Raw genomic sequence first — 13349 nt, 5'->3', positions numbered from 1 at the left:
GGTCGACAGGATGTACCCGCTCAGCCGGTGGGCGTGACGGCGCGGTGCCGGTCGAGCACCGCCCGTACCTCGTCTGTCAGCGGCCGCGACGTGTCGGTCTCGGGATCGAAGCCGACGAGCACGGTGTCGGCGACCGCGCACACCACGCCTTCCCGGTCGAGGATCGTCTGACGCACCGTGAACGAGCTCGTGCCGAGACGCAGCACCGTCGTCTCGACCTCGATCGGCGCCGAGGAATCCTTGATCGGACGCAGGAACTCGACGTCCATCTTCCGGAGCACGACGGCATCGCGTGCCGGCAGCTCGCTCCGGAAGAACTTGATGCGCCCTTCCTGCAGGTATTCCACGACCTTGGCGTTGTTGACGTGCCCGAGCCGATCGGAGTCGCCCCAGCGCACCTCGACCGGGCACCGGTAGGGCCGGTGGCCGTTGCGCTCAGTCACGCGTGAGCTTCCGGTGCGTGACGCGGTGCGGACGTGCCGCATCGGCTCCGAGACGCTCGACCTTGTTCGCCTCGTAGGCCTCGAAGTTGCCCTCGAACCAGAACCACTTGCCCTCTTCGACGTTGCCCTCCCACGCCAGGATGTGGGTACAGGTGCGGTCGAGGAACCAGCGGTCGTGGGAGATCACGACGGCGCAACCCGGGAACTGCTGCAGCGCGTTCTCGAGCGACGACAGGGTCTCGACGTCGAGGTCGTTGGTCGGCTCGTCGAGGAGGATCAGGTTGCCGCCCTCCTTGAGCGTGAGCGCCAGGTTCAGGCGGTTGCGCTCACCACCGGAGAGCACACCGGCCGGCTTCTGCTGGTCGGGACCCTTGAACCCGAACGCGCTCACGTACGCGCGCGACGGCATCTCGTTCTGCCCGACCTCGATGAAGTCGAGACCGTCGGAGACCACCTCGAAGACCGTCTTCTTCGGGTCGATGTTCGCGCGGTTCTGGTCGACGTAGCTCAGCTTGACCGTGTCGCCCACCTTGACGGTGCCGCTGTCGGGCTCCTCGAGACCGACGATGGTCTTGAACAGCGTGGTCTTGCCGACGCCGTTGGGGCCGATGACACCGACGATGCCGTTGCGCGGCAGCGTGAACGACAGGTCCTTGATCAGGACACGGCCGTCGAAGCCCTTGTCGAGGTGCTCGACCTCGACGACGACGTTGCCCAGACGCGGCGGCGTCGGGATCTGGATCTCCTCGAAGTCGAGCTTGCGGTGCTTCTCGGCCTCGGCTGCCATCTCCTCGTAGCGGGCCAGACGCGCCTTGTTCTTCGTCTGCCGTGCCTTGGCACCGGAGCGGACCCACTCGAGTTCCTCGCGGAGCCGCTTCTGCAGCTTCTGGTCCTTCTTGCCCTGGACCTCGAGACGCTCGGCCTTCTTCTCCAGGTAGGTGGAGTAGTTGCCCTCGTAGGGGTGCAGCTTGCCGCGGTCGACCTCGCAGATCCACTGCGCGACGTGGTCGAGGAAGTACCGGTCGTGGGTGACGGCCAGCACTGCGCCCGGGTAGGACGCGAGGAACTGCTCGAGCCACAGCACCGACTCGGCGTCGAGGTGGTTGGTGGGCTCGTCGAGGAGCAGCAGGTCGGGCTTGCTCAGCAGCAGCTTGCACAGCGCGACACGGCGGCGCTCACCACCGGAGAGGTGGGTGACGGGCTCGTCCGGCGGAGGGCAGCGCAGTGCGTCCATGGCCTGCTCGAGCTGCGAGTCGAGATCCCACGCGTTGGCGTGGTCGAGCTCCTCCTGGAGCTTGCCCATCTCCTCCATCAGCTCGTCGGAGTAGTCGGTGGCCATGAGCTCGGCGATCTCGTTGAACCGGTCGAGCTTGACCTTGATCTCGCCGAGGCCCTCCTCGACGTTCTCCCGGACCGTCTTCTCCTCGTTGAGGGGCGGCTCCTGCTGGAGGATGCCGACGGTGGCCTCCGGATCGAGGAAGGCCTCGCCGTTGCTGGGCTGATCGAGCCCGGCCATGATCTTGAGAATCGACGACTTGCCCGCGCCGTTGGGTCCGACGACGCCGATCTTCGCGCCGTGGTAGAAGCTCATGGTGACGTCATCGAGGATGACCTTGTCACCGTGCGCCTTGCGCACCTTCTTCATCGTGTAAATGAACTCCGCCATGACCACCAGCGTATCGGTCGACGGTCGATAACCCACATCGTGCGAACCCGACAGGTGGGGCCGGCGCCGGAGTCCCGCAGGTGCCGGAGCCGCTGTCAGGGTCGCAGCAGCTCCGCGACGAAGCCTGTCGTGTCGGGCAGCGACGCGAACATCGTCTCCGAATGCCCCGTGGGGTACGTCCTGAACTGGGCGTTCGCGCCACCGGCCCACAGATCCGCGATCAGCTCGAACGCGAGCGGCGCGGGCACCGTCGTGTCGCGCAGGCCCCGGGGGGAGGAACAAAGGCCGCTACGTCCGCATTCGTCCGATTCGTCGGATCGGGATTGAGTGATCCGTAGGACGGGCACCCTCCCGGCATGACATCCCACTCACCCGGATCCGCGCCCGCCACGTCCCCCGCGACCCGCACCGGTCGCGACATCGCCCGCGTCGTGGCCGTGGCGGTGAGCGCTCCGCTTGCCGTCGTGGTGTCGTTCTTCGGTTCGGGCGCGGCCGGTGGGACGCCGGTCGCGGAGGCCGCGGGTGGTGCGTTGTCGGCGGATGCCACGGCGGTCGCGCCCGGCGGCCCGGCGTTCTCGATCTGGACCCTCATCTACGCCGGTCTGCTCGCGCTCGCGGTGTGGCAGGCACTGCCGGCGAACCACGCCGATGCGCGTCAGCGCGCCGCGGGCTGGTGGATCGTCGCGTCGATGCTGCTCAACGCCGCGTGGATCACGGCGATCCAGTTCGATCAGGTCTGGCTGAGTGTCGTGGTGATCGTCGCGTTGCTCGCGGTGCTCGTCCGGGTGTTCCTGATCTTCACGCGCGTGCTGCCGTCGAACAGGCTCGAAGCGGTGGTCGTCGACGGCACGATGTTCGTCTACCTGGGTTGGGTGTCGGTGGCGACCGTCGCCAACACCGCCGCGGCGCTGCGTTACGAGGACATCGATCCGTTCGGCTGGGGAGCCGACGTGTGGGCGATCATCGTGCTGGCCGTCGTCGCCGCCGTCTCCGTGGTCCTCGCGACGGCAGGTCGGGGCCGGCTGGCCGTGACGGGTGCGCTCGTGTGGGGTTTGGCATGGATCGCGGTCGCCCGCACGGGTGACGGCGGTCTGGTGTCCACTCCCGCAGCGGTCGCCGCCATGACGGCCGCGGTCATCGCGGTCGTGGCCACCGTGGTGGCCCGCATCGGCGCCGAGCGCTCCCCCACCCGCACGACAGCAGCCGCCTGATTCCCTCGGACGTGCACATCTCGTCGGTCCGCTTCGGCGTGGCGCGACGAGATGTGCACGTCGGGCGGGTGCGGTCAGCGACCCTCGCGGTCGCGGCGCGCCAGCTCGGCGAACATCGCGTTGTGTGCCGCGAGATCGGCGTCGTCGTCACGTTCGGCGGCCCGGTCGACACGTCGCGCCGTGCGCCGATCGCTGCGCGACCACTGGACGAGCAGGGCGAGCATCACGAGCACGAGCGGGATCTCGCCGGCCGACCACGCGATGCTGCCGCCGACCTTCTGATCGGAGAACAGGTCGTAGTTCCACGGCAGTGCCAGGCCGCGGTAGTAGCTCTCGGCCATCACCGTGCCCATGCTCATGAGAGTCACGCCGAAGAAGGCGTGGAACGGGAGCGAGCCGAAGACCATGGCCAGCTTCGTCACGGGCTGCAGGTCGCGCGGCGACGGGTCGACGCCGATCACCACCCAGTAGAAGAGGTAGCCGCTCAGCAGGAAGTGCAGGTTCATCAGGACGTGCGCGGTGTGGCTGTCGATGAACGCGGTGAAGATCCCGCCGAGATACAGGGCGTAGAAGCCGCCCACGAACATGACCGACGCGACGATCGGATGCGTGAAGAACCGCGACGGCGGGCTGTGCAGGAACTCGAGGATCCATTCGCGCGGTCCGGGAGGGGCGTTGCGTCCGGCCGGCTTGAACGCACGCAGGGCGAGGGTCATCGCCCCGCCGAGTGCGAGGAGCACCGGGGCGAGCATCGACAGGGCCATGTGCGCGCCCATGTGCACGCTGAACATCGCCGGCGAGTACATCCCGACGCCCGAACTGGTGGCGACGAACAGCACGAAGCAGCCCGAGAACCAGGCGATCGACCGGCCGATCGGCCACGAGTCGCCGCGCTTGCGCAGCGTCCACAGTCCGACCGCGTAGGCGGCGGCGAGCACGAGAGCAGCCGTGCCGAAGATCAAGTCGAAGCGCCATTGGCCGAAGAACAGGCTCACGAACGACGGCGGTACGTCGAGCTGGTAGCCGAGCTCGACCTCCTGGATCGTCGGCACCGTAGCCGGCGGCGGCGGGGGCGTGCGACCGAGTCCCACGGCCAGACCGATCGTCGCGGCGAGGACGAACGCCTCGACGAGGGTGAACCGCACGAGCGCGGACCGGCTGGTGGGGTCGGCTTCGAGTGCCGGCAGTGCCCGGCGGCGTTGTGCCCAGCCGAAGATGCCGAGCAGGACCAGCGCGACGATCTTCGCGAGCAACAGCCTGCCGTAAGTGGTCGTGGTCAGGTCGTCGAACGACATGCGGACCGCGGCGTTGATGACGCCGCTGACGGCCATGACGACGAAGGCGAGTCCGGCAACGAAGGAGAACCGCCGGGCCGCGATGTCGGTGTGCTCGCCGCCTCGCATGGAGTGCGCGAGCAGGGCGAACAGCCCGCCCGCCCAGACGGACGCCGCGACGAGGTGCAGCACGAGGCTGTTGGTCGCCATGTCGTGCGAACCACCCGACGAGGAGTGCCCGGTCAGGGCGATCGGCATGAGTGCGACGACCGACAGCAGCAGCAGATAGGGCGTCCACGACCAGCGCACCGTGAGCCGGATCAGCAGGGCGGTGATCAGGGCGAGCACCGTCGTCCAGGCCCAGGCCAGCGACACTTCCACCTGGCCGAGCGCCGAGAAGAGGTTCTGCGGACGGATGGCCTCGCCCAGCGGGCTGCCGGAGGTGTCTGACAGGGTCAGCGGCACCATCAGCGCCGCGGTGATCGCCCACACCGTCGCCGCGACGCCCGCGGTCCGGACGGCGCGATAGCCGCCGACGTCGAGCACACCCCCTTGTTGCGGGGGCACGAGGAAGGCGGCGAAGAACAGCGATCCGATCGTGATGACGGTCGCGATCTCGGAGATCGCGCGGACCGCGGGCAGACCGTAGGTGGTGAGCGGACCGGGATCGGGGATGCCGAGCAACACCAGCGCCTGCGCAGCGGACAGCCCGACCGCGAACGCCGCGACGACGGCGGCGAGGAGGCCGAAAAGGATCAGCAGTGCCGGCGGGTTTCCCCTCGTAGGGGCGGGCGCCGGAGGCTGCGCGGGAGACGCGAGCTCGGATGTTGCCATGCCTACCAGGGTAGGACGTCCACGCCATGACCTACGACACGCCGTCGGAGCCCTCCGGGGCCGGTATCGGTGCCTGTGACGACGTCGACGGCATGCTGCAGCGCGAGGAGCGTGTCGGCCGCCACCATCGCGTCGCAGTGCGGGAGCGCCGCGGACATCGACCCGGTGGAGGGCGTGAATCCGGACTGCCCCGCCCGCGGGTTGAGCCACACCACCCGGTGCGCGCGACGCCGGATCCTGGCCAGGACGTGGGCGAGTGCGGTGGGATCGTCGCTGTCCCAACCATCCGAGGCGACGACGACGATCGCTCCGCGCAGCAGGTGTCCGTGATGGGAGGTGACCACCTGGGCGAGGGATCCGGCGATGCGCGTGCCCCCGAACCGGGTCCGCACACGGTCGTTGGCGACGTCGATCGCCTGCTCGACCGACCGGTGCCGCAGGACCGGCGTCACACGCGTCGCTGTGGTGGAGAACACGAAGACCTCGGCCGTTCCGGTGTGTGCCAGAGCACGGACGAGATGCAGATACACCCCGACGTAGGGCCGCATCGACCGGCTGACATCGCAGAAGACGACGATCTGCCGCCGTCGTCGACCGGGACGGGTACGGATCAACCGGAGCGGCTCGAACCCGGTGCTACGCGAGGCGGCGATGCTCGCCCGCACGTCGACGCGACCGGTGTGGCGTTCGACCCGGCGGCGGGTGCGGCGGGTCGCCCATCGGACCCCGGCCTCCTCGATCCATGATTCGAGCAGTGCGAGTCGTGCGGGGTCGAGGTCGTCGAATCGTTGGTCGGCGATCTCCGCCAGCGCACTCGCCACTTCGCGGCCGGGCCGGTCGGCGGCCCGCTCCCCCTCCGCCGATTCGACGACGGTCCTCGTGACCCATGGGACGTCCTGGCCGGCCGGAGCATCCTGCACGCGACCAGGTGTGTCCGAGGTGGGCGTCGCGCGTGTGCCGTCGTCCTCGGGTCCGGTGCGGCGGGCATGCGGGTCGAGCGGGAGCGGAGCGTCGCCGAAGACCCGGTCGAACACCGCGTCGAAGGTGGCGAGGCTCTCGTGCCGGTCGACGAGGGTGAGCCGCGCCGTCCAGTACAACCGGCTCCGTGTGGTCGGAGCGCACACGCGCAGAGCACGCGTGAAGGTCGCGGCTCCGTCCGCCGGGACCACGATCCCGGCGGATCTGAGCCGGTCGACCAGTCCGACCGCGAAGGCCGCGTGATCGACCCCCGGGAGCAACCGGGCGCTCACGACACCTCGGTGGAGACGAAGGTGGCCAGAGCCTCCCCCAGCGCATCGACGTCGTCGGGGGTCTTCGCCAGTGCGGCGAGCGACATCACCGCTTCGGGCCGGACGAGGTCGGCGACGCCGAGCGCCGCCAGCGCCGACACCCAGTCGATGGTCTCCGCGATCCCCGGTGCCTTGTCGAGATCGAGTCCGCGGGCCACCGCGACGAAATCCGTGGCACGTTCGACGAGCGCGACGTTCGCCGAGGGCACCGTGCGCCGCAGGATCGCCACCGCTCGGGCACGATCGGGAAAGTCGATCCAGTGGTACAGGCAGCGCCTTCGCAGTGCGTCGTGCAGGTCGCGGCTCCGGTTGGAGGTGAGCACCACGACGGGCGGGCGGGCCGCGGTGAGGGTGCCGAGCTCGGGGACGGTGACGGCGAACTCTCCCAGGAATTCGAGCAACAGGGCCTCGAATTCGTCGTCGGCGCGGTCGATCTCGTCGACGAGCAAGACGGCGGGTCTGTCGCCGCGATGGCGGACGCAGCGCAGGACGGGGCGTTCGAGGAGATAGTCCTCGGAGTACAGGTCGGCCTCGGCGGGAACCTCGCCGCGCGCTTCGGCGAGCCGGATCGCGAGTAGTTGACGCTGGTAGTTCCAGTCGTAGAGGGCCTCGGCGACCGACAGTCCCTCGTAGCACTGCAATCGGATCAGCGGGCTGCCGAGGATCTGCGCGAGCACCTTGGCGGCGGTGGTCTTACCGACCCCGGGTTCGCCCTCGAGCAATAACGGCCGGCCCAGCGCGACCGCGAGGTGGATCGCGGCGGCGGTGCCCTGATCGAGCAGATGGTCGTGGTCGTCGAACCTGGCGACGACGTCGTCGACGTCGTCGAAGATGCCCGGGGACGACGGATCGGTCACGCCACGTCGTCCTTCTCGTAGCGACGGCGGCAGCCCGGGCAGCAGAACCACACCGTCCGCCCGGCGAGGACGAGATGCGGTGTCGACTCGGTGATCGTGACGGTCATCCCGCACACCGGGTCGACCGCCGTGCGCGGCTTCGGGCCCGTCCCCCGCGGAACCTCGACACGGCGCCCGCTCTCCCCGGACGACCGTGCGAGTCCGCCGCTGCGCGCGACACGCACGATATCGGCGACGATCGACAATCCGATCTCCGCCGGGGTGCGGGCGCCGATGTCGAGGCCGACCGGGGTGCGGAGGCGGGCACGCTCCTCGTCGGTCGGTTCCACATCGTCGAGCACCGCGGCGCCCCGGGTGCGACTCGCGACCAGGCCCACATATCGGCTCCCGGCGTCCAGGGCCGCACGGATCACTCCCGCCTCGTCACCCCCGTGGCTCGCGACGATCACCACCGACGCCTCGGCGGGCACGCTCGTCCCGAGGATCTGTTCCACCGAGTAGTCGACGCGCCGCGCGAACTCGCCCATGGCCTCGGCGACGGGCGAGTCCCCGAAGACGGCCACCACGATCGGGGGCATCCGCGGTTCGAGGAAGATCTCGGTGGCCCCACCGGACATGCACGGGTTGACCGCGATCGTCGCTCCCGGGGTGTCGGGGAACTCGCCGGACCCGGCGGGCAGCACCCGCAGAAGCATGCTCTCCCCTTGTTCGAGCACCGTGCGGGATGCCTCGCGCACGGAGCTCTCGGTGCACTGCCCGCCGACGAACCCCTCGATCGTGCCGTCGGCGAGGACGAGCGCCCGGTCGCCCGAGTGTGCGGACGTCGGTGGCTGCGCCCGCACGACCGTCGCTTCGACGAACGGCTGTCGTTCGCTGCGCAACTGCTCCGCCCGCACCGCGAGATCCATGTTCCCGTCCTCCGATCGCTCCACTGGCACCCTCCGGTCGTGTCGCTCAGATCGGCGGGGTCGCGCGGCCCTGCATCGCCTCCCATACCCGCGACGGCGTCAGCGGCATGTCGGCGTGCCGGACACCGAACGGCTTCAACGCGTCGACGACCGCGTTGACGATCGCGGGCGGCGAACCGACGGTGGCGGATTCGCCGATGCCCTTCGCGCCGATCGGATGGTGCGGCGACGGGGTGACGGTGAACGCGGTCTCGAGCGTCGGGACCTCGAGTGCCGTGGGGATGAGGTAGTCCATGAACGAACCGCCCAGGCAGGTGCCGTTCTCGTCGAACGCGATCATCTCCATCAGGGCCATGCCGATCCCGTCGACGATGCCGCCGTGCACCTGGCCCTCGATGATCATCGGGTTGATGCGGGTGCCGCAGTCGTCCACGGCCAGGAACCGGCGGATCTTCACCTGCGCGGTGCCGGGATCGACGTCGACGACGCAGAAGTAGGCACCGTACGGATAGGTGAGGTTCTCGGGGTTGTAGCAGATCTGCGCCTCGAGACCACCTTCGAGACCCTCCGGCAGGTCGCCGGCACCGTGGGCGCGCATCGCGATGTCCTGGATGGTCACCGACGCTCCCGGGTCGCCCTTCACGTGGAAGCGGCCCTTCTCCCATTCGAGGTCGGCGACGGAGACCTCGAGCATTCCCGCGGCGATGATCTTCGCCTTGTCGCGCACCTTCCGCGCGACGAGCGCGGCGGCCGCCCCGGACACCGGTGTCGAGCGACTCCCGTAGGTGCCGAGCCCGAACGGGGTGTTGTCGGTGTCGCCGTGCACGACGTCGATGTCGTCGGGTGGAATGCCGATCTCCTCCGCGACGATCTGCGCGAAGGTCGTCTCGTGCCCCTGTCCCTGCGACTGCACCGACAACCTCACGACGGCCTTGCCGGTGGGATGGACACGCAGTTCGCACCCGTCGGCCATGCCGAGACCGAGGATGTCCATGTCCTTGCGCGGACCGGCTCCCACGGCCTCGGTGAAGAACGACATGCCGATGCCCATGAGCTCGCCCCGCGCGCGGCGTTCTGCCTGCTCGCGGCGCAGTTCGTCGTAGCCGACGATGTCCATGGCCTTGCGCATGGTGGTCTCGTAGTCGCCCGAGTCGTACTTCCAGCCGGTCTTGCTCGTGTAGGGGAACTGCTCGGGACGCAGGAGGTTCTTCAGGCGCAGTTCCGCCGGGTCCATGTCGAGGTCGTAGGCGAGGCAGTCGACGAGTCGTTCGACGAAGTACACGGCCTCGGTGATGCGGAACGAGCAGGCGTAGGCGACGCCGCCGGGCGCCTTGTTCGTGTAGACGGCCGTCATGTGGCAGTAGGCGGCTTCGATGTCGTAGCTGCCGGTGAACACACCGAAGAAACCGGCGGGATACTTCACCGGGGCGGCGGTGGCGTTGAAGGCGCCGTGGTCGGCCAGGACCCGCGACCGGATGGCGAGGATGCGGCCTTCCTTCGTCGCCGCGATCTCGCCGACCATGATGTAGTCGCGCGCGAAGCCGGTGCTCATGAGGTTCTCGCTGCGGTCCTCCATCCACTTCACCGGATGCCCGGTGACCAGGGACGCCACGATCGCTCCGACATAACCCGGGTAGATGGGGACCTTGTTGCCGAATCCCCCACCGATGTCGGGTGAGATGACGCGGATCTTATGCTCGGGCAGACCCGCCACCAGCGCGTACAGCGTGCGGTGGGCGTGCGGGGCCTGCGTGGTGGACCAGAGCGTCAGCTTGCCGGAGATCCGGTCGTAGTCGGCGACCGCACCGCAGGTCTCCATCGGCGCGGGATGCACCCGCGGATAGACGATCTCCTGCCGGGTGACGACGTCGGCCTTCGCGAAGACCGCGTCGGTCGCCGCGGCATCGCCGGCTTCCCAGTCGAAGCAGTGGTTGTCGGACTTGCCGTCGAGATCGGTCCGGATCACCGGCGCCTCGGGTGACAGGGCCGTGCGCACGTCGACGACCGGGTCGAGCATCTCGTAGTCGACGTCGATCAGTTCGAGGGCGTCGCGCGCCGAGTAGTGGTCGTCGGCGACGACGAAGGCGACCTCCTGGCCGTGGAAGCGCACCTTGTCGGTAGCCAGCACGGCCTGCACGTCGTTCGACAGCGTCGGCATCCAGGCCAGGCCCTTCTCGGACAGGTCGGCGCCCGTGATCACCGCTCGCACCTTCGGGTGTGCGAGGGCTGCGGACGTGTCGATGCCGTTGATGCGGGCATGCGCGACCGGCGATCGGAGCACCGCGAGATGCAGCATGCCGGGTAGCCGGACGTCGTCGACGTAGTTGCCGCGGCCGCGCACGAACCGCGGGTCCTCCTTGCGCAGCATCCGGCCGTGTCCGCACGGCTTGCGATCGTTGTCCTGTTCCTCCGGGCGCGTGTCCGGTTCGACCGCGGTCATCACGACACCTCCGTGGGTTGCACGTTCGAGGAGTGTTCGGCGGCCCACCGGACCGACCGGACGATGGTGGTGTAGCCGGTGCAGCGACAGATCTGCCCGGAGATCGCCTCGCGGATCGTCGCGTCGTCGGGATCCGGATCGCGATCGAGCAGGGCCCGGGCGGTGATCATCATTCCCGGCGTGCAGAAGCCGCATTGCAGCCCGTGGCAGCGCATGAAGCCTTCCTGCACGGGGTCGAGGACACCGTCGCGTTCGAGTCCCTCGACGGTGAGCACCTCGTGGCCGACAGCCATGACCGCCAGCGTGGTGCACGACTTCACCGGTTCGCCGTCCACGGCGACGACACACGTTCCGCAGTTGCTCGTGTCGCATCCCCAGTGTGTTCCGGTCAGACCGAGGTGGTCGCGCAGGAAGTGCACGAGCAGTGTCCGGGGCTCGACGTCGGCGGTGACGCTCTCGCCGTTGACCGTCATCGAGATCTGCATCGGTTCACACCCTTTCGGTGACGCCGAGACGTTCGGCGGATCGGCGCAGGGCCCGCACCGTCAGCTCCGATGCGAGGTGACGTTTGTAGGCGGCGGTGCCGCGCTGATCGGTCTCCGGATCGCATGCCGTCGCGGCCGCGGCGCCCGCCTCACGGAACAGGTCCTCCGAAGGTGGGGAGCCGCGCAACAGTTCGGGCACCCTCGACAACGCCGTCTCGTCGGGGCGCACGGCCGTCAGCCCGACACGCGCGTCGGTGATGCGTCCGTCCTCCGACATCCACAGCGCGGCGCCCGCCGCGGCCACCGCCCAGTCCCCCGCGCGACGCTCGACCTTCTCGTACGCGCTGGAGGAGGTGCCCTTCCGCGGCAGTCGCACCTCGACGAGCAACTCGTTCGGGGCGACCACCGTCTCGTAGGCACCGAGATGGAACTCGTCGAAGGGGAGCTCGCGCACCCCTGTCGGACCGCGGACGACGCACGTCGCGCCGAGCACCGCGCACACGGTGGACAGGTCCTCGGCGGGGTCGGCCTGGCAGATCGACCCTCCGAGCGTCCCGCGGTTGCGGACGACCGGATCGGCGATGACCTTCTCCGCGTCCCGGAAGATCGGGAAGATCTCGGCGAGTTCGTCGGATTCGAGCAGCCGGCGGTGGCGCACGAGGGCACCGATGCGAACGACCTCGGGTTCGACCGTGATGTGGTCGAGTTCGTCCCCGAGGTCGTTGATGTCGATCAGGAATTCCGGATTCGCGAGCCGCAGCTTCATCATCGGGAGAAGACTGTGTCCGCCGGCGACGACGCGGGCATCTTCTCCGTGCCGGTCGAGCAACTCGACGGCGTGCTCCACTCCGGTTGCGCGCGCGTATTCGAACGGGCCAGGAACCTGCATGAACAACTCCCACCCTCGGGCGGTCGCATCGGGTTTCCCCCGCCGATCCGTCCGCACTTCCCCCTTCGGCGCCCAGGTTAGCCCCGAGCCCCGATCCGCGCGGCGAAACGGACGATCTGGACCGACCCCCCGTGTCCGGGACGGCGGGTGGAGGGTCGAACCGTCCTCGTCAGGAGCCCTCGGCGGCGCGAGCGGATAGCGTGGAAGCAGGCCGATCCGGCGGACGCGACGGGAGCACCACGCAAATCCATGGACGTGATCAACGAATTCATCATCGGCCAGGCCGCAGCCCTGTGGGTCTACCCGTTGCTCTTCGCCGTGTGCATGCTCGACGGCTTCTTCCCGCCCGTGCCCAGCGAGACCGTCCTGGTCACCCTGTCGTCCCTCTCGGGTTCGACCGGCCGTCCCTATCTGTGGATCGTCATCGTGCTCGCGGCGCTCGGCGCGATCATCGGCGACAACATCGCCTACGCGATCGGACGGAAGGTCGGCACCGAACGGTTCCGGTGGATGCGCCGCCCGAAGGCGCAGGCCGCCTTCGCGTGGGCGCGGCGCGGACTCGACAAGCGCGGCGCCGCAGTGATCCTCACGGCCCGCTACATCCCGATCGGTCGGATCGCCGTGAACATGACGGCCGGAGCGACCCGCTACCCGCGGCAGAAGTTCGTGCCGCTCACGATCCTCGGCGGTACGACCTGGGCGCTGTACTCGGCGTTCGTGGGGCGTCTCGTCGGCGGCTGGTTCGAATCGCAGCCGCTGTTCGGCGCCGCGGTGGCCATCTGCGTCGCGGTGGTCCTGGGTGTCGGAATCGACCATCTCATCCAGCGGTTCAAGGCCGGTCGAGTGGACGTTCCCCGGGGCGAATCGAGCCCCGACGACGAACGCGGCAGCACGCTCGAGCGCTGATCCCGGCGGGCGCGAGGGTGTGTGCGGCGACCACAGGAAGCACCCGCTAAGATTCTGGCCGCGCCTCCGTAGCTCAGCTGGATAGAGCAAGAGCCTTCTAATCTCTAGGTCGCAGGTTCGAGTCCTGCCGGGGGCACCTCCGACCGT

At 69.0% G+C, this 13349-nt stretch carries 11 protein-coding genes, 1 tRNA gene and 1 pseudogene; 3 read left to right on the top strand and 10 right to left on the bottom strand.

Annotation, left to right across the window (positions count from 1 at the left end; genetic code table 11):
- Positions 1–20: 20 nt before the first annotated feature.
- The 3 genes and pseudogenes from CKW34_RS08835 to CKW34_RS08825 all read right to left on the bottom strand — a co-directional run.
- The gene (locus CKW34_RS08835; RefSeq protein WP_059383990.1) at positions 21–443 is read right to left on the bottom strand and encodes an acyl-CoA thioesterase; all 423 of its coding nucleotides are present in this window, start codon (positions 441–443) and stop codon (positions 21–23) included.
- A complete protein-coding gene (ettA, locus tag CKW34_RS08830; RefSeq protein WP_059383989.1) occupies positions 436–2109 on the bottom strand; it encodes an energy-dependent translational throttle protein EttA in 1674 nt (557 codons plus the stop codon). The genes CKW34_RS08835 and ettA overlap by 8 nt, the downstream gene beginning before the upstream one ends.
- Before the next feature lie 95 nt (positions 2110–2204).
- Positions 2205–2397 (bottom strand): annotated as a pseudogene (locus CKW34_RS08825) (lipase); the annotation flags it as partial.
- A 68-nt stretch (positions 2398–2465) separates the two neighbouring features.
- Between CKW34_RS08825 and CKW34_RS08820 the strand changes: the two are divergent.
- Positions 2466–3320 (top strand): tryptophan-rich sensory protein, encoded by an 855-nt coding sequence (locus CKW34_RS08820; protein ID WP_059383920.1) that lies wholly within the window; start codon positions 2466–2468, stop codon positions 3318–3320.
- A 74-nt stretch (positions 3321–3394) separates the two neighbouring features.
- Here the strand turns inward: CKW34_RS08820 and CKW34_RS08815 are convergent, their stop codons facing one another.
- The 7 genes from CKW34_RS08815 to CKW34_RS08785 are packed head-to-tail and all read right to left on the bottom strand — an operon-like array spanning position 3395 to position 12296.
- Positions 3395–5428: a cytochrome c oxidase assembly protein gene (locus CKW34_RS08815; RefSeq protein ID WP_059383921.1), complete on the bottom strand. Its 2034-nt coding sequence runs from the start codon at positions 5426–5428 to the stop codon at positions 3395–3397.
- A gap of 2 nt (positions 5429–5430) precedes the next feature.
- The gene (locus CKW34_RS08810; protein WP_059383922.1) at positions 5431–6678 is read right to left on the bottom strand and encodes a vWA domain-containing protein; all 1248 of its coding nucleotides are present in this window, start codon (positions 6676–6678) and stop codon (positions 5431–5433) included.
- Positions 6675–7574 (bottom strand): AAA family ATPase, encoded by a 900-nt coding sequence (locus tag CKW34_RS08805; protein WP_059383923.1) that lies wholly within the window; start codon positions 7572–7574, stop codon positions 6675–6677. The genes CKW34_RS08810 and CKW34_RS08805 overlap by 4 nt, the downstream gene beginning before the upstream one ends.
- Complete coding sequence (locus tag CKW34_RS08800; RefSeq protein WP_059383924.1) at positions 7571–8482, bottom strand: XdhC family protein; 912 nt, start codon at positions 8480–8482, stop codon at positions 7571–7573. Before CKW34_RS08800 ends, CKW34_RS08805 begins: the two co-directional genes overlap by 4 nt.
- 46 nt (positions 8483–8528) lie before the next feature.
- Positions 8529–10922 (bottom strand): aerobic carbon-monoxide dehydrogenase large subunit, encoded by a 2394-nt coding sequence (locus tag CKW34_RS08795; protein ID WP_059383925.1) that lies wholly within the window; start codon positions 10920–10922, stop codon positions 8529–8531.
- Positions 10922–11407: a (2Fe-2S)-binding protein gene (locus CKW34_RS08790; RefSeq protein ID WP_059383926.1), complete on the bottom strand. Its 486-nt coding sequence runs from the start codon at positions 11405–11407 to the stop codon at positions 10922–10924. The genes CKW34_RS08795 and CKW34_RS08790 overlap by 1 nt, the downstream gene beginning before the upstream one ends.
- 4 nt (positions 11408–11411) lie before the next feature.
- Positions 11412–12296, bottom strand: a complete 885-nt coding sequence (locus CKW34_RS08785) for an FAD binding domain-containing protein (protein ID WP_059383927.1) — start codon at positions 12294–12296, stop codon at positions 11412–11414.
- A 249-nt stretch (positions 12297–12545) separates the two neighbouring features.
- Between CKW34_RS08785 and CKW34_RS08780 the strand changes: the two genes are divergently transcribed.
- Both CKW34_RS08780 and CKW34_RS08775 read left to right on the top strand, forming a co-directional pair.
- Entirely contained in the window at positions 12546–13202 is a 657-nt protein-coding gene (locus CKW34_RS08780) for a DedA family protein (RefSeq protein ID WP_059383928.1), read from the top strand.
- A gap of 62 nt (positions 13203–13264) precedes the next feature.
- Positions 13265–13338: transfer RNA gene (locus tag CKW34_RS08775), tRNA-Arg, on the top strand.
- Positions 13339–13349: the final 11 nt, after the last annotated feature.

This window comes from Rhodococcus rhodochrous (assembly GCF_900187265.1).
GTDB lineage: Bacteria > Actinomycetota > Actinomycetes > Mycobacteriales > Mycobacteriaceae > Rhodococcus > Rhodococcus rhodochrous.
The sequence above is the reverse complement of the archived record's forward strand: the minus strand, read 5'-3'. Positions and strand labels throughout refer to the sequence as shown.